This is a genomic window from Haladaptatus sp. AB618 (genome assembly GCF_024136965.1).
GTDB lineage: Archaea > Halobacteriota > Halobacteria > Halobacteriales > Haladaptataceae > Haladaptatus.
In genome coordinates this window covers 20,583-35,439 of sequence record NZ_JAMYJX010000001.1, presented here as the reverse complement: position 1 = coordinate 35,439, position 14,857 = coordinate 20,583, and the positions used below count along the sequence as shown (strand labels likewise).

The following is a 14,857-nucleotide window of genomic DNA, read 5'->3' as shown; positions in this document are numbered from 1 at the left end:
AATAGTGTACCGACTGATATCGGTTCCCGACACCGTGTTTTCAGCGACCATCCGACCCCCGCCCTGATACTTCGACACTTTCGATGAGCCGTGATTGCAACGCGGCGTTTATCGGAATCAGAAGCACCCACAGGAAGATCGCCACCGTCGAATCGAACGCGGCGACGAGTATCGAGGCGACGAACACCAGCGGCGAGGCGAGAAACCGTGCCGCCTGAATCCCGACGGTACGTGAGGTGATTCCCTCTTCGATGAGTTCGCTCCGGGAAGCGTACAGCCAGAGGGCGGCGAGGCTGAACCCAGTGAGTGCCAGCACACCAGCGAGAAACATCACACCGAACCGTCCCGGATAGGTGCTGAACATGCTGGTCGCGTACGGGACGAACGCAACCATGAGTAGAAAGAGGAGGTTGAGCCACACGATTCCTTTCGAGTGCCGCTCGACGTGGACGAAAACGCGTCGGTGGAGTACCCAGTAGAGGCCGATGACCGAGAAACTCAACACGAACCCGAAAAATTCGTTCCACTGTTCGAGGACGCGGATCGGAAGCTCCGATTCCGAAGCGCCAGCCGGAATGACTGGTACCGTGATCTCCAACACTAATAGGGTGATCGCGATGGCGATAACCCCGTCACTGAGCGCGAGGAGTCGATCGGTCTCGTCCGACTCCTGTCGAAATGGAAATGACATATCATGTTCTACGTCATCGATAAACTACCGCATTGTGCCCATCCCTGCCAGTTCGAGCACGACCCTCGATATCGAGAAAAATCCGGTTCGATCAGGTTCTGTCGGCCCGTGGCCCGCCGCTTCGTTTCGGTGCTTCGACGCCTTCCGCCGCTTCGACCGTCTCGGTCTGTTTTTCGGTTTCGACGTGCCAACGGTCGATCTCGTCCTCGTACGCCGTGAGCGAATCGGATACCTCGTTCTTCAGGTGGTCGTCGTTGACGTTCACCTCGAAGATGAATCCTTCCTCGCCGTCCTCCATCCGACTCGTCTGCTGGATGTTCGCGCTGACGAGTTCGTTGTCGAAGTAGTACGGCGCGAGTTGTGTCATCACCTTCTGATACACCGTGTCCTCGACCTTCCGGATGGCTTTTCGGCTTGCGGAGTCGGCGGCACGCGCCACGTAGTTCACCGAGTCCTGCCATCGGTCGACGGCACCTTCGGTGTCGTCTTTTTCCAGTTTCTCGTACGATTCGGTCAGTTTTTCACTCGCTGTTCGGAGATCGTCGTCCGGGGATTCGCCCGCTTGTTCGCCCTTGCCTTCGTTGACGTGTGCTTGTTCCGCCGTCTTCTCGGCGACGTCCTCGCCGAGTCGCTCGTGCGACTTGGGTCGCCACTCGTCCCATTCTCGGAATGCCTCACCCGACACGTCCGCCTCACGAAGGGCTTGCGTGATCCGCTCCCCGTGCTCGACGATATCTCCCCAGCTACCTCGGAGTTTGAAGCCAGAGATGCTCTCTTCCATTCGATTACTCGCTCGTATGTCCTACAGGGTATTATCTTTTACCGCCAATTCGCGTGAGAAGCCTTCTCACGCGCGATCCTTCGAGTTTCACAGTATGTGCCGGTTAGATTATTCGCCTCGAAAATTCCCGTACGTTACTCGCTCAGCGTACGTATTCAGTCGATCTTTCGCGCGTCCGAGCAGTTCGACGTGGCGGCTCACCGCCCGCATCTCGTCCTCGTCTACCTCGATTCGTTCGTCCCCGTAGATGTCGCGCGCCTCGCCATCTTCGGTCGCGTCGATGACGGTCGAGAGACCGCACCGACCACACGCTTCCGTCCGTTTTCCACCCATAGTTCGCCGTACGGACGCGACCGTGTTATGTGTTACCCTATTGGTCCCGTTTCCGTCCGTTTTCCCCGTCGTCCTTCCGAAGGACGGCTTTGTAGTAGCCATCTCCCGGACGGACCTCGGCGACGTACCACGGCGTTCCGACGGTCACGTCCTGCAGTCGGTCGGGTGAGAAGAGGACGAAGTGAAGGCTTCGTCCGACTTCCCGCTCCCCGTCTCGTTCGTATTCGAAGTGGAACGTCCGATGGGCGATACCCCGTCGCGGGTCGGGTCGATAGCCGAAGACATCGTCCGGTCCGCAGTTCGTCGGATCGTAGTTGTCCACGACGGCGACACCGTCCTCCTCGGTAATCCGGGCGAGGTCGGAGAGAAATTGTCGTGCACCGGCGAGTGACCCCGTGAGACCGAGTTGTGTCCCGTTGAGGAGCACGGAGCGGAAGCGATTCGGCGGAAACGCCAGCTCGAACATGTCCATCACGCGGGCGTCTTCGACGCCGCGCTCGCGGGTCGCTTCGACGGCGGCCGGACTGACGTCGATGGCGACGACTTCCCCCCTCTTTTGGAGAAATTCGGCGTACTGCCCCGACCCACAGCCGATATCGACGACCGGACAAGGGAGCGAATCGAGGAGGTCCTTCCAGCTATCGCTCCACTCCTCCGGCTGTCTGAAGTAGTTCTCGTAAATGTGCCCGTCCCACGTTTCCGCGCCGTCCCTGTACAGACAGTCGCCGCGCAGTCCGCCGCGTTCGTAATCCAGTATCGCTCGACCGAGTGGGTCCGAATCCATCATAGTCTGTCACACACTATCATTTGTAATAAAATCATGATGAGTGACGGTACCCATGAGCAACCCAACAACGGATATTTATCGCTCCCTCGCAATCGATCGAGTATGGATGGCGGTATCGAATCTCACGATTCGGACGGTTCGGCGACGGTTCCAGATTGGGACGACGAGTACGTAGACCGGGTCAGCGACAGGCTGTTCGTCAATTACGACCTCGAAAAAGCCTACTCAGTCCGTGGCGAGCCGTTCACGCTCTACGGACGGCTGTTGATCGAGACCCAGAAACAGTTCCTCCACCGCTCCATCAACTACGCCAACCACAGCGCCGAGGAACACCTGTTCGTCCGCCGTGCGGAGTCGGTTCGTGTGCGTGACCTCGAATCCATCGTGGACTTCGGTCACGAACTCGCCGACGAGTGGATCGACCCCGACGAGGAACACTTCGGAACGAACTTCACCTTCGTCGTGATCGCCCCCGAAATCCCGGACGACGTGGATGATTTCGTCGCCGACTTCAGCGACCGAACGCTCCTGAAATACGGCTTACACGGCCAGTACGAGATCAACCTCGCCGTCGTCGCCCCAGACCACGAAACCCTCGTCGCCAGCAAGAACGCGGACGTCGGCAAGGCGTTCGCTCTCTGGCAACCACTCGTCCCCAAAAAATCCGGTCTGTTGTCTCGATTTGTTCGGCGATTCAAACCGTAGTCGGCGGCTTATTCCTCGGCGTCACCCCCGTCGGTGACGGGTCTTCCACTGGGTTCGTTGCGCGCGGACGTGATGTTCGCATAGCCGATTCTGACCAGCGAGAGCGCGAGTCCGACGAGGACGAGCGCGATGATCGTTTGGACCCCGGCAGAAAGCGCGCTTCCGAGTGACATACTGCTGCCTTGGACGAACTTCTGCCAGATGTTCTGATACAGCGCGAGATACAGCAACCCGAGGATGGTCACGATGGTCATTGCCGCCATCGGGACGCCCGTGCTGAGGAGCTGTTTGCTCTTGTCCCAGTTGGCGAGCCACACCGTCGCCGTCAGCAGCGCCAGCGCCGCGAGCAACTGGTTCGCCCCGCCGAACAGCGGCCAGAGGTCCGACCACGTTCCGGACGCCACGAGCGCGTAGGCGATGACGCACTGCAATCCCGCGTTGAAGTATCGGTTCGACGCCACGCTTTGAACCTGCGTCTCCGGCGTGCCGACGATTTCCTCGAACATGTACCGACCGAGGCGAAGCGCCGTGTCGGTCGAGGTGAGCAGGAAACTCACCATGACGAGCGCCATGAACGGCGCACCGAAGCTGGGGTCGATGCCGAAGCTCGTGAGCATGATACCGCCACCGGTCGCGAAGTTGGGGAGTGCCTGTCCAACACCGCCACCCTCGACGACCTTTCCGACGAGCGCGACCGACGCGAGTGCAAGCGTTGCGAGAAGCCCCTCACCGAGCATGCCGCCGTACCCGATGACCCGCGCGTCCGATTCCTTGTTCAGCTGTTTCGAGGTCGTTCCGGACGACACGAGCGAGTGGAACCCGCTGATGGTCCCGCACGCGATGGTGATGAACAGCAGCGGGAACAACGGCTGGTCGGTCACGCCCCAGAAGCCGTTATATCCCGAAATGTTGACCGTGAGCGGTTGGGTCGGTGTGATGGCTCCGATGTTGAGCCAACCGCCAATCGTCCCGACGATGACCGCCAACAGCGCCCCGCCGACGCCCGCGTACAACAGGAACGACGACAGGTAATCACGCGGTTGCAGGAGCGTCCACACCGGCAGGACGCTCGCGATGAACGCGTACAGCAGGACGATCGGAACCCACGTTTCCGCCGTGAGTTCGATGGGGTACGCCTGTCCGACGAAAACGCTGGCGAACACCCCGATCACGAAAATCACCGTTCCCGGCCCGAACGGCAGGTTCAGTTGGTACAGGTAAACTCCGAACACGACCGCCAACGCGATGTATAACATGCTCGCCGTTGCGGCGCTCGGGTATTTCTCGAAGACGACCCCGACGACGAACGCGAACACGGCGACGACGAGAATGATGGTCAGGAACGCGAACCACAGCAGCATGTTCTTGCCGCGCTCGCCGACGTACTCACCGATGATGTGCCCGATGGACTTCCCCTCGTGACGGAGACTGCTCGACAACGAGATGAAGTCGTGGGTCGCGCCGAGCAGCGGATTACCGATGGCAATCCACAGCAGCGCCGGTATCCATCCCCAAATTACCCCTGCCGTAATCGGGCCGACGATTGGTGCACCTCCTGCAATACTGGAATAGTGATGTCCCAACAGGACGGGCTTTTTCGCGGGAACGTACTCCTGCCCGTCCTCGTACTTATGCGCCGGCGTCTCGTTGCTGTCGTCCAATTCTACGAACTGTGCGAGATATCGTGAATACGTCAGATATCCTATGCTGAAAAGTACCAGTACGCCGAGTACCAGCCATATGATTGCAATCGCCATGGTATTTTGCCTCATGGCAAGTAGAATGATGATGAACAATAAGTGTTCCTCCTGCCGTCTGCGGCGTTGGACGGCCAAAAACGTCGTTTCTCGAACAACCCGTACTTGTTTTTAACAGATTAGTGACTGATTACTCCGCGACCGTCGGCTCGACGTCGACCGCCAACTCGTCCGCAACGTCAGTCAGCAGGCTTCCTTTCACTTCTGATACTCTCGATTCGATGACTGCGGCGACCGGTTCGTCGAACGATTCGCGGATGTGGTCTATCCTGTCGCGCTCGGTCCGACAGCGATCACGGAGATACGTCGCCCCGCGTCCGGTTTCGTCGTCGTCGGGTTCCGGCGTCACCTTGTTGATGACGAGTCCCGACACGGGCAGTCCCGATTCGGTGAGTTCCTCGACCGCCCTCCCGGTCTCACGGATCGACAACTCGTCCGGATTGAGGACGAGGAAGAACGACGCGTCGTCGCGCAACACGTTCCCCGCGAACTCGAACAACTCCTTTCGCTCCTGTAACCGAGCGATGATCGGGTCCCCGTCCGCCACTCGACGCGGTTCCCTGTCGCCGATCGCGGCCTTTTCGAACAGGTCGATACTCTGTCGGCGCTTGTGAAGCAGGCGGTCGATCCAGCCTTCGAGGAACTCGGGAAGCGAGAGGAGTCGGAGCGTCCCGCCGGTCGGCGAGGTGTCGAAGACGACGCGGTCGTACTCCTCCGAACTCTGCATCACGTCGATGAACCGGTCGAACAGCGCCGATTCGTGCGCGCCCGGCGTCTGGTGTGCCATCTCGACTTGGCGGTCGATGGCGTTCACCAACCCCGCGCTGACGTGGTCGCCCAGGGAGCGTTTTATCTCCATCAGGTGGTTTTCGACCTCCTCCTCGGGGTCGATCTCCATCGCCCAGAGGTTCTCGATTCCCTCCACCGAACGAGGGTCGTCGCCGAACTGCTGGTCGAACACGTCGGACGTGCTGTGTGCCGGGTCGGTCGAAACGACCAGCGTTTTCAACCCCGATCGGGCGCATTTCAGGCTGTATGCACTCGAAACGGTCGTCTTTCCGACACCGCCCTTGCCGCCGAAGAACACGAACTTGTTCATGCTAGAAGTGGAACTGTTGGCCCTTTCGTTCGACGAGCGATTCACGGTCCCACATCCGCCGTTCCCACGCCTCGAACTCGTCGGTGAGGTACGGGAGCAGTTCGGCGGTGTAGTACGATACCGGACTCGGTACCCCGAACACGTCGGGGAAGCACGCGAGCATGAATTCGTCCTCCAAATCCTCGGCTTCCTTCTCTATCAGTTCGTAGGCGGGATGGGAAATCATCCCGTGATAGAGGCCGCGAAGCCACTCCTCGACGGAGCGACGGAACGTCTCGATTCGGTCCGCGAGAGACATACACACACAGTATTCCCCTCGCTATTTAAGCAGGCCGGTCGGTTCGAACGCCGGTTCGGACGGTTCGAAAGGCGTCCAGCCAGGCTTAACACGGTGGAATACGTGTGCCACGATAACAAATGAATCAGGGGTCCATTCCGGTCACGATTTTGAGTGGCAACCTCGGCGCGGGCAAGACGACGACGCTCAACCACCTCCTGCGTGAGAGCGACGACACGGACATCGCGGTTCTCGTCAACGACATGGGTGAGATCAACATCGACGCCGAACTGCTGGAGGACGGCACCGAACTCGTCGCGGACGAGGGAGTCGCCGAACTCTCGAACGGCTGTATCTGCTGTGAGCTACAGGACGATTTGCGAACCGAAGTCACCCGTCTCGCCCGCGAATGGGAGTTCGACACGCTCGTCGTCGAAGCGTCCGGCATCAGCGAACCCGCCCCCATCGCGCGGTTGTTCACGACGGAATCGCGCGTGGCCGCCCGCTACGACGTGGACGCGACCGTCACCGTCGTCAGCGCCCGACAATTCCGGGACTTCTTCGAACCCGGTGCGCCCGTCGAGCGAACGGAAACGGAGGACGGCGAGGTGCGCCCCCTCTCGGACCTCGTCATCGAGCAGATCGAGTTCTGTGACATCCTCCTTCTGAACAAATGCGACCTCGTGGACGACGACCGACTGGACGAAATCGAAGCCACCCTCCGCGCGCTCCAACCCCGCGCGGAACTGATTCGAACCGAACACGGACGGGTTTCCCCCGACCGAGTGCTCCAGCGCGGCCTGTTCGACCTCGGCGCAGTCAGTGACTCCGCCGGATGGAAGCAGGCCATGGAACACGCGGACGGTCACGACGGCGACCATCACCACGATTCCGAAGGGACACACGACCACAACAACAACCACGACCACGGCCACCGCCATCCGCAGGAGGCCTTCGGGATCACGTCGGTGTCGTATCGCGCCACCCGACCGCTTCATCCCGCTCGCTTGCACGACTTCTTCGCGTCGCTCCCGGACGGCATCGTCCGCGCCAAGGGGACGTTCTGGGTCGCCGGACGGGACGACGTGAAACTGGAATACGGGCAGGCAGGATCGTCCGCCCGTGTGACCGTCGCCGGGGCGTGGATCGCCAGCCTTCCGGAGATCGATCAGGACCTCTACCGGAGCAACCGCTCGGCAAGTTACTGGGACGAGGAGTGGGGCGACCGCCGGACGCAACTCGTCTTCATCGGAACCGACGTGGACGAGGATGGTATTCTCGCCACGCTGGACGACTGCGCGCTGACCGACGACGAGATGGACGCCGACTGGAACGCGTTCGACGACCCGTTCCCGAGCGACGAGGACGGTCTGCTGACCTACGGCGAATGACCAGTTGGCGGCGTTCCACGACTGTCACTGGCTCCCGCGGGTTCGCTCGTATCGTTAGCTTATAGCCACTCGCCACTCACGAATCGAATATGACTATCGAGAAGCGAGGTGACGCCCACCTCATCACGCACGCGATGGCGAAGGACACCCTCTCGAAGATTCGAGACGAGAAGACCGAACAGGTCGGCTTCCGCAAGGGACTCGTGAAACTCGGTCGTATCTGTGGCTACGAAATCATCGACGGCGCGATGGACACCGAGTACGTCTCCATCGACACGCCGTTGACCGAGACCACCGGCGAGCGCGTCAAAGGACTCGACAACGTGGTCATCATCAACGTCCTCCGCGCCGCGACGCCGTTCGTCGAAGGCCTGCTCAAGGCGTTCCCCCGCGCCAAACAGGGCGTCATCAGCGCCGGACGCGACGAGGAAGCGGGCATGAACGAAGACGGTGAGTTCCCCATCACCATCGACTACGTCAAGCTCCCCGAAATCACCGAGGAGGACACCGTCATCGTCGCCGACCCGATGCTCGCCACGGGTAGCACGATGTGTGCCGTCCTCGAAGAAGTGCTCCGCGAGCAGCCCAATCCGGAGAACTTCTTCGTCCTCTCGGCCGTCAGCGCCCCCGACGGATTGCTCCACGTCCACGACCAGTTCCCCGAGGCCGACCTCCTGACCGTCAGCATCGACGACCACCTCAACGACGACGGCTTCATCGTCCCCGGACTGGGCGACGCGGGCGACCGCGCCTTCCGAACGACGTAACCGACACGTTTCGCGGTCCCTCGCACAGTCGGTCGTTACCTGTCCAAAACCCCGGCCGCCGTCTCGAAGCGCTCGCGTTGATTTTCTCGAAACGGTGCGCCGGTCCGCTCAAATTCATCCGGGGCTATGAACCGGGCTTCATCGGCATCCGACCCGGGCACCACCTCGCCGTCCGTCTTCTCGCGCCGAACCACGTAGCCGATGGAGACGACGTACTTCCCGCGATACGGACCAAAAGAACGCGCGTCGAGAAGTGAGAGGTCGTCCGGAGTAACCGAGAGTCCCGTCTCCTCGTGGAGTTCGCGGGCCGCCCCGGCCGCGGGCGGTTCGCCCACTTCGAGATGACCGCCGGGAATCGTCCACTCACCTCGTCCGGGGTCGGCCGCGCGCTTGACGATGAGAGCGCTGTCGTCGTCCACGGCGGCGACGCCCGCACAGGGTACCGGATTGTGCCAGACGACTCGGTCACAGTCCGGACAGAGGTGCCGCTGGCGGCCTTCGATTTTCGCCGTTGTCAGTTCGGTGCCGCAGTACGGGCAGTTGTTCGGCGGTCGGTTGACCATTCGTGAAATCGATTCGACAGAACTCGCAAAAGGGTATCGATAACGTGGATGACGCACGAAAACGACCGCCGCAATCCCGTTACGATTTCAGCCCGCTTCCGGTGAGGGGAACGACCACGTCCGCGTCCTCGTCCAAAATCCCGTGCTCGCGGTAGGCCGTCAGTCCCGCGACGGCCACCGCGCTCGTCGGTTCGATGTAAAAACCGGTTCGGTGAAGCCTGTCGAGGGCGTCCTGGGTCGCACCGGCGTCGAGCGAGATGGCGTCGCCGCCCGTCTCGTGGATGGCGTCGAGGATTTGGTCACGGCGGACGGGTCGGGTGATCTGAATCCCGTCGGCGACGTCGTTCCGCTCGGGTTTGTCCCTCCCGTCGCCGTCGAGTTCGTCTGCGATGGGGGAGACACCGGCGGCCTGCACTCCGAGCAGTCGCGGCATCGAATCCGTCCACCCCGCGTCGTACAGGGCGCGAAAGCCGCGGTACGTTCCCAGAAACAGCGTGCCGTGGCCGAGCGGCGTCACGACCGCATCCGGAACCTCCCAGTCGCGCTGGGCGGCGAGTTCCAGCGCGAACGTCATCGTGCCAGCGAAGAAGGCCGGGTTCCACGCGTGGCTGGCGTACCAACCACTACCGGCTTCGACGGCCTCGATACAGGCATCGGTCACGTCCTGTCTACTTCCCTCGATGCGAACGGGGGTCGCGCCCACACACTCGATGGCTTTGACTTTCGAGGCTTTCGCGTCCGCCGGAACGTAGATCTCTGCGTCGATTCCGGCGCGAGCGGCGTACTGAGCGATTGCCGCACCCGCGTTGCCCGAGGAGTCCTCGATCACGGTCTCGACGCCGAGTTCGGCGGCACGCGACAGGGTCGTCGTCGCGCCTCTGTCCTTGAAACTCCCCGACGGAAACACGCAGTCGAGTTTGAACTGGGCGTTCCAGTCGTCTGCGTCCACGAGCGGCGTGAACCCCTCGCCGAGGCTCGCGACGCGGCGGACGGGGAGGAACTCCTCGAACGCCCAGAGACCGTCCCTCGTGTCGATGTCAGAGAAATCGGGAGCGGGACGGTCCGGGTCGGGAAGCGGTCGTTCGGCGAAGTCGAGTGGATGGCCGCACTCACACCGCCACGGTTCGTCTGCTCCGGCGGCGTATTCGCGTCCACAGGCCGAACATGAGAGGTTGGAGAGCATTGTGATAGTGGGGAAACTCCGGTCGTTGTAAGTGTCGTGGGGAGCGGAGCGTTGTGAGTCTTGTGAACGGGAAGTTGTGAACGGAAAGTGTCGTCAGTCGGAGCAATCAGTAGCGACTGACGTCGATGCCGATCGAACAGACGTATTCGCCAGTGGCGACCTGCGGCAGGCGACGGGAGCGCCAGAAGATACCGGAGCGGTCGGCGGTGATTTCGGCCTTGAGCTTACCGAACACATTGGTGATGGTGAATAGGGTTTCACCCGGTGAGACTTCGTCGCCGAGGTCCTTCTCGAAGTTGACGAGACCGCCGCTCGGTGCGCCGTAGCGGTCGAACCCGGTTGCGCGGGTCTGCGAGTTCAGCTCCACGTCCCCTTCGAGGAAGCCGTAGTATCGGAGGACGTTGAATGTACCATCCACGCCGTACTGGATGCTCTCTTCGTCCCATCCGACACAGCCGCCGAGTTCGGGGTCGATGGTCGGAATACCGTCGTCGGGCGCGGCGCGGGCGAGTTGCCCGTCCGGACCCTTCTGGTCGAGAACGTAGCCGCAGTCGAACACTTTTGCGAGTTCGAGACATTCGTCGTGCAGTCGATGGCGCGGCCCACAGCGAACACGAGCCTCGTTCATCATTCGACTGGTCGAACCCTGATGCAAGTCGAGAATGAGATCGGCACGCGAGGCGGCCTCGAAGGTCGCCGCCGCGATTCGTTCGCTCGACGTCCCCGACTCGTTGCCGGGGTACGTTCGATTCATTTTCGTGTCGTCGATTGGGTTCCGGTGTTCCGCGACCTGAAAACCGTGGTAGTTGACGAGTCCAGTGACGAGAATCGTCCCCGAAATATCCTCGGGAGCGAGTTGCGGGACGACTCGATTCACGACGCCGAGACCGTTGAGTTCGTCGCCATCGCTAACTGCCTGTATGTAGAGCGTCTTTCCATCATGCGCGCCGTTGATGACGGCGACGGGAAGCCCGAACTGGCTCCCGTCACGGGTTTCACCAACCGGGAGGCGGCCCGTGTCGATTTCCCCTGGGGCCGCGCTCGCCGTTCCGAGCGTTGTCATTATCGATACACCGTCGCCGAAAACCCTTAGCAGTTCGGTATTCCGGTTGCCAGTTGGATGAACTGTCGGTCTGTATCGAATTGGGATTGTGAACTTCTTCTCCTTCGACCACCCGTATTTCCCGGATACTACTCCTTCCGAAAATACTTTGAACTGATAGCTTTCACACCAACGATTTTACCTCGGTGTGTCGTGGCCCATCCATGGAACGAAAACGCGTCTCCAGTGGTACCGAGTGGGAGGACCGCGTCGGCTACTCGCGTGCGGTTCGTATCGGTACCGACGTTCGCGTCTCCGGGACCACGGCCACCGCCGAGGATGGGTCCATCGTCGGTGAAGGGGACGCCTATGCCCAGACGAAGCGGGCGCTCGAAAATATCGAAACCGCGCTCACTGAAGCGGGGGCACACCTTGACGACGTGGTTCGAACGCGGATGTACGTGACCGACATCGAAAACTGGGAACCGGTCGGCGAGGCACACGCCGAATTCTTCGCCGACGTGCGTCCAGCCACGAGCATGGTCGAGGTGAGCCGACTCATCGCTCCCGAACTGCTGGTCGAAATAGAAGCCGACGCCATCATCACCGTGTGAAATCGTCCGGAATTACTCACCTTGCGTGCTGCCGGACAACTCTTCGAGTCGTTCCGCACCCAACCGCGTTCCCTTCGCCAGGAGCACGTCCCCGGCGTTGATTTCGGTTTCCGGCCCGGGCGAGATGACCCAATCGTCCGGCGGCCGCCGAACCGCGATGACGCGCATTCCCGTCTCGGTTTCGACCCGCTCGGCTCCCAGTGTCGTGCCGTCGAACGCGCTCCCGTGCGTGACCGTCACGCGGACGATGACCTCGTCGCTCTCCTGTACGGCGTACTCCACGACCGGATGGGTACCCAGACCACGGAGCACGCCCTCGCTGATTTCCACCGCCGCGTCGCTGATGACTTCCGTACTGTTTGCGAGGTGGACGAGACCGCGCAAGGAAACGGGATCGTCCGCGTTCGCCGCCGCCTGCAACGTCCACGCCTCGAACCGCGACTGGAGTGCGTCCACTTCGGCTTCGAGTTCCACGACTTCCTCCGCCACGTCCGTGCTGTCGAACAGGACGCTCCCGTAGGCCAGATCAACCGCTAACTCACTCATGTTCTTCATCAACACGATTGAATCGACGGCGCGTTCGAGGTCCGTATCCCCGCCTTCCGGTGGTTCCGGCGGTTGATACTCCTTCCCGGTCGCTTGCTTGTACACCTCCGCGACGCCGTCTTCCGATCCGCGCAGGAGCAGTCGGTCGTCCACCCGGAGGTCGGTGTCACGATGCGGGTTCAGAATCCAGTCGCCGCCGCGATGAATGGCGATGACGCGAACCCCCGTCTCGGTTTCGAGGTTCAACCCGCCGAGCGTCTGTCCCGCGAGCGGCGACGAACTCGCCACCGAGACGTGTACCAGTGTCTCTATCGCCTCCGGAAGCGTCGCCCGCATCGCCTGCGGGAGACCGATATCCTCCAACACTACCTTCGCGATGTCGCCCGCCGCGTCGGCAATCTTCTCCGCGGCTCCGACGACGCCGAGTACGGGTGCGAGTTCCTCGGCGTCCTCCGGACTTCTGGCGGCCATGAGCAGGCTCATCCGCGCCTGCAACTGAAGCACGTCCATCTTCCCTTCGAGCGCGAGCACCTCCTCGGCGATGTCGTCACTGCCGTGGAGGACCGCGGAGTACGAGAGGTCGATCAGAAGTTCCGCCGTGTCCTTCATCTCCGCCAAAACCTCTTTCACACTCCGTGGTTCGTACTCCACGTCGCCGCTCGCGGGTTCCATAGTCCGACGTTGGTCGCTCTCCCGTAAAAACGTTCGCTGGTTGCAACAGGAACCGTTCGTCGAGTCCCGTGTTCGTCCTCGAACGCCGTTTGGAACTCATGCGATGATCGTCCGTGATGTACTCGTCGTGTTCACTACCCCGTGGTTTCCACTGGAACTCCATCGTCACCGATCGATCGAATCCGGATCGAACACGCAATGCGCTCGTGTCGTGCGAATGCTTATCATTTTTCCCGCCTTCTTTCTCCCATGAGTCAGGAGGAGTCGGAAGACCATCCGGTCACGAAGGTCGTGCGAACCGTCACGCCGCCCTACTACGGTCATTCGGACAGGGAGATGAACACCATCGGCGCGGGTATCTTTCTCGGCCTGCTCGTCCTGCTGATTCCGCTGTTGCCGTTCCTGATCATCGTCTGGGTCATCTCGAAGCTGACCGACGAACTCACGACGCGGGCACCGGTCGGCGACGAGGAGTAGCTACTGGGGCTAAAATCATCAAAAAACGGCCCGCTTCAATCCGGTTCGGATCCCTGAATCAGACGCCGAGAAGGTCGAACGGGTAGCCGTTGTCGTTCTCGTTCGCGTGCTCGTAGACGACGTGTGCGGCGGCAACGTCTTGAATCGCCAGTCCGGTGCTGTCGAAGACGGTGACGCCGTCGTCTCCGGTGCGGCCCTCCAAGTCGCCGATCACGATGTCGCCGATGTCGCCGTGGATGTCGTCGTCCGTGAGGGTTCCCTCGTTGTACGGGACGTTGATCTCGCCCGAGTGGGTGGTCTGGGCGTGGTCGTCGATGACGAGTTTCGCGTTCAACAGCACCTCGTCCGCGATCTCGTGTTTGCCCTCCGCGTCGGCACCCATCGCGTTGATGTGGGTGTGCTCGCCGACGGCGTCGGCCGAGACGATGGGGGATTCGACCGGCGTCACGGTCGAGAGGATGTCACAGGACGCAGCTTCCGAAATCGATCCGGCGCGAACGTCGAACTCGTCGTCGAAGTAGTCGATGAAGTCCGCGACCGCTTCCTCGTCCAGGTCGCTGATGACGACTTCCTCGATGGGGCGAATCTTCGAGATGGCTTCCAACTGGGTGTAGGACTGGACGCCAGCGCCGACCAGACCCATGCTCGTCGCGTCCTCGACGGCGAGGTGGTCCGTCGCGACGGCGGCGGCCGCGCCCGTGCGCTTCATCGTGAGTTCCGTCCCGTCCATGATGGCGAGCGGGTACGCCGTCTCGGGGTCGCTGTAAATCATCGTCCCCATGACGGTCGGCAGGTCGAAGCCGTCCGGGTTGTCGGGGTGGACGTTGACCCACTTGATTCCGGCCGCGTCCCAGCCGTCGGCATCCAAATAGGCGGGCATCGACCGGAAGTCGCCGTTGTACTGCGGCAGGTCGATGTAGGATTTCGCGGGCATCTGCGCATCGCCGAGCGCGTAGGCCGCGAATGCGTCCTCGATGGCCCGAATGAGTTCGGGCATCTGTGTGTTCTCGTCTACGGCATCCTGATTCAGCAGGAGTGTCTCCATATTTGGAGGGATACGTGGTTCCCACTTAGTTCCATCTTTTACCGATTTTTGCTCCCGATCGTCGTCTCCTCTGCTGATTTGAGGAATGTTTCGGGGGAATTCGTGTGAATTCTTGATCTCGAAAGTA

The 14,857-nt window shown here is 61.3% G+C and carries 17 protein-coding genes; 5 read left to right on the top strand and 12 right to left on the bottom strand.

Features of this window, described 5'->3' with window-relative positions; genetic code table 11:
* Positions 1–40: 40 nt before the first annotated feature.
* From NKF26_RS00190 to NKF26_RS00175, 4 genes are all read right to left on the bottom strand, one after another.
* Positions 41–691, bottom strand: coding sequence for a TMEM175 family protein (locus tag NKF26_RS00190; RefSeq protein ID WP_253233885.1), 651 nt, complete (start codon positions 689–691; stop codon positions 41–43).
* A 91-nt stretch (positions 692–782) separates the two neighbouring features.
* Positions 783–1,472, bottom strand: coding sequence for a DUF5828 family protein (locus NKF26_RS00185; RefSeq protein ID WP_253224743.1), 690 nt, complete (start codon positions 1,470–1,472; stop codon positions 783–785).
* A 108-nt stretch (positions 1,473–1,580) separates the two neighbouring features.
* The gene (locus tag NKF26_RS00180) at positions 1,581–1,805 is read right to left on the bottom strand and encodes a hypothetical protein (protein WP_066139671.1); all 225 of its coding nucleotides are present in this window, start codon (positions 1,803–1,805) and stop codon (positions 1,581–1,583) included.
* A gap of 37 nt (positions 1,806–1,842) precedes the next feature.
* Positions 1,843–2,592: a class I SAM-dependent methyltransferase gene (locus NKF26_RS00175; RefSeq protein ID WP_253224742.1), complete on the bottom strand. Its 750-nt coding sequence runs from the start codon at positions 2,590–2,592 to the stop codon at positions 1,843–1,845.
* A gap of 102 nt (positions 2,593–2,694) precedes the next feature.
* On the opposite strand from NKF26_RS00175, the gene NKF26_RS00170 reads away from it, so the two are divergent.
* A complete protein-coding gene (locus NKF26_RS00170) occupies positions 2,695–3,297 on the top strand; it encodes a hypothetical protein (RefSeq protein ID WP_253224741.1) in 603 nt (200 codons plus the stop codon).
* Between the two features lie 8 nt (positions 3,298–3,305).
* On the opposite strand, the gene NKF26_RS00165 is transcribed toward NKF26_RS00170, so the two are convergent.
* The 3 genes from NKF26_RS00165 to NKF26_RS00155 form a co-directional block, all read right to left on the bottom strand.
* Positions 3,306–5,054 (bottom strand): carbon starvation protein A, encoded by a 1,749-nt coding sequence (locus NKF26_RS00165; RefSeq protein ID WP_253225573.1) that lies wholly within the window; start codon positions 5,052–5,054, stop codon positions 3,306–3,308.
* A gap of 130 nt (positions 5,055–5,184) precedes the next feature.
* Positions 5,185–6,153: a TRC40/GET3/ArsA family transport-energizing ATPase gene (locus NKF26_RS00160; protein ID WP_253224740.1), complete on the bottom strand. Its 969-nt coding sequence runs from the start codon at positions 6,151–6,153 to the stop codon at positions 5,185–5,187.
* A 1-nt stretch (position 6,154) separates the two neighbouring features.
* Positions 6,155–6,451, bottom strand: coding sequence for a hypothetical protein (locus NKF26_RS00155; RefSeq protein ID WP_066139654.1), 297 nt, complete (start codon positions 6,449–6,451; stop codon positions 6,155–6,157).
* Between the two features lie 119 nt (positions 6,452–6,570).
* Here NKF26_RS00155 and NKF26_RS00150 point away from each other — a divergent pair, with 119 nt between their 5' ends.
* Together NKF26_RS00150 and upp are read left to right on the top strand one after the other, a co-directional pair.
* Positions 6,571–7,821, top strand: coding sequence for a GTP-binding protein (locus tag NKF26_RS00150; protein WP_253224739.1), 1,251 nt, complete (start codon positions 6,571–6,573; stop codon positions 7,819–7,821).
* Between the two features lie 89 nt (positions 7,822–7,910).
* Complete coding sequence (gene upp, locus NKF26_RS00145) at positions 7,911–8,588, top strand: uracil phosphoribosyltransferase (protein ID WP_253224738.1); 678 nt, start codon at positions 7,911–7,913, stop codon at positions 8,586–8,588.
* A gap of 35 nt (positions 8,589–8,623) precedes the next feature.
* Here the strand turns inward: upp and NKF26_RS00140 are convergent, their stop codons facing one another.
* The 3 genes from NKF26_RS00140 to NKF26_RS00130 all read right to left on the bottom strand — a co-directional run bounded on the left by NKF26_RS00140 (position 8,624) and on the right by NKF26_RS00130 (position 11,397).
* Complete coding sequence (locus NKF26_RS00140; protein WP_253224737.1) at positions 8,624–9,151, bottom strand: NUDIX domain-containing protein; 528 nt, start codon at positions 9,149–9,151, stop codon at positions 8,624–8,626.
* A 79-nt stretch (positions 9,152–9,230) separates the two neighbouring features.
* Positions 9,231–10,334 (bottom strand): threonine synthase, encoded by a 1,104-nt coding sequence (locus tag NKF26_RS00135; RefSeq protein WP_253224736.1) that lies wholly within the window; start codon positions 10,332–10,334, stop codon positions 9,231–9,233.
* 106 nt (positions 10,335–10,440) lie between these two features.
* Positions 10,441–11,397 (bottom strand): succinylglutamate desuccinylase/aspartoacylase family protein, encoded by a 957-nt coding sequence (locus tag NKF26_RS00130; protein WP_253224735.1) that lies wholly within the window; start codon positions 11,395–11,397, stop codon positions 10,441–10,443.
* A 203-nt stretch (positions 11,398–11,600) separates the two neighbouring features.
* Here NKF26_RS00130 and NKF26_RS00125 point away from each other — a divergent pair, with 203 nt between their 5' ends.
* Positions 11,601–11,990, top strand: coding sequence for a RidA family protein (locus NKF26_RS00125; protein ID WP_253224734.1), 390 nt, complete (start codon positions 11,601–11,603; stop codon positions 11,988–11,990).
* A 12-nt stretch (positions 11,991–12,002) separates the two neighbouring features.
* Here NKF26_RS00125 and NKF26_RS00120 read toward each other — a convergent pair whose 3' ends face one another.
* Positions 12,003–13,208, bottom strand: coding sequence for a potassium channel family protein (locus NKF26_RS00120; RefSeq protein ID WP_253224733.1), 1,206 nt, complete (start codon positions 13,206–13,208; stop codon positions 12,003–12,005).
* A 249-nt stretch (positions 13,209–13,457) separates the two neighbouring features.
* Here NKF26_RS00120 and NKF26_RS00115 point away from each other — a divergent pair, with 249 nt between their 5' ends.
* Positions 13,458–13,685: a hypothetical protein gene (locus NKF26_RS00115; RefSeq protein ID WP_253224732.1), complete on the top strand. Its 228-nt coding sequence runs from the start codon at positions 13,458–13,460 to the stop codon at positions 13,683–13,685.
* A 58-nt stretch (positions 13,686–13,743) separates the two neighbouring features.
* On the opposite strand, the gene NKF26_RS00110 is transcribed toward NKF26_RS00115, so the two are convergent.
* Entirely contained in the window at positions 13,744–14,730 is a 987-nt protein-coding gene (locus NKF26_RS00110) for an ornithine cyclodeaminase family protein (RefSeq protein ID WP_253224731.1), read from the bottom strand.
* Positions 14,731–14,857: the final 127 nt, after the last annotated feature.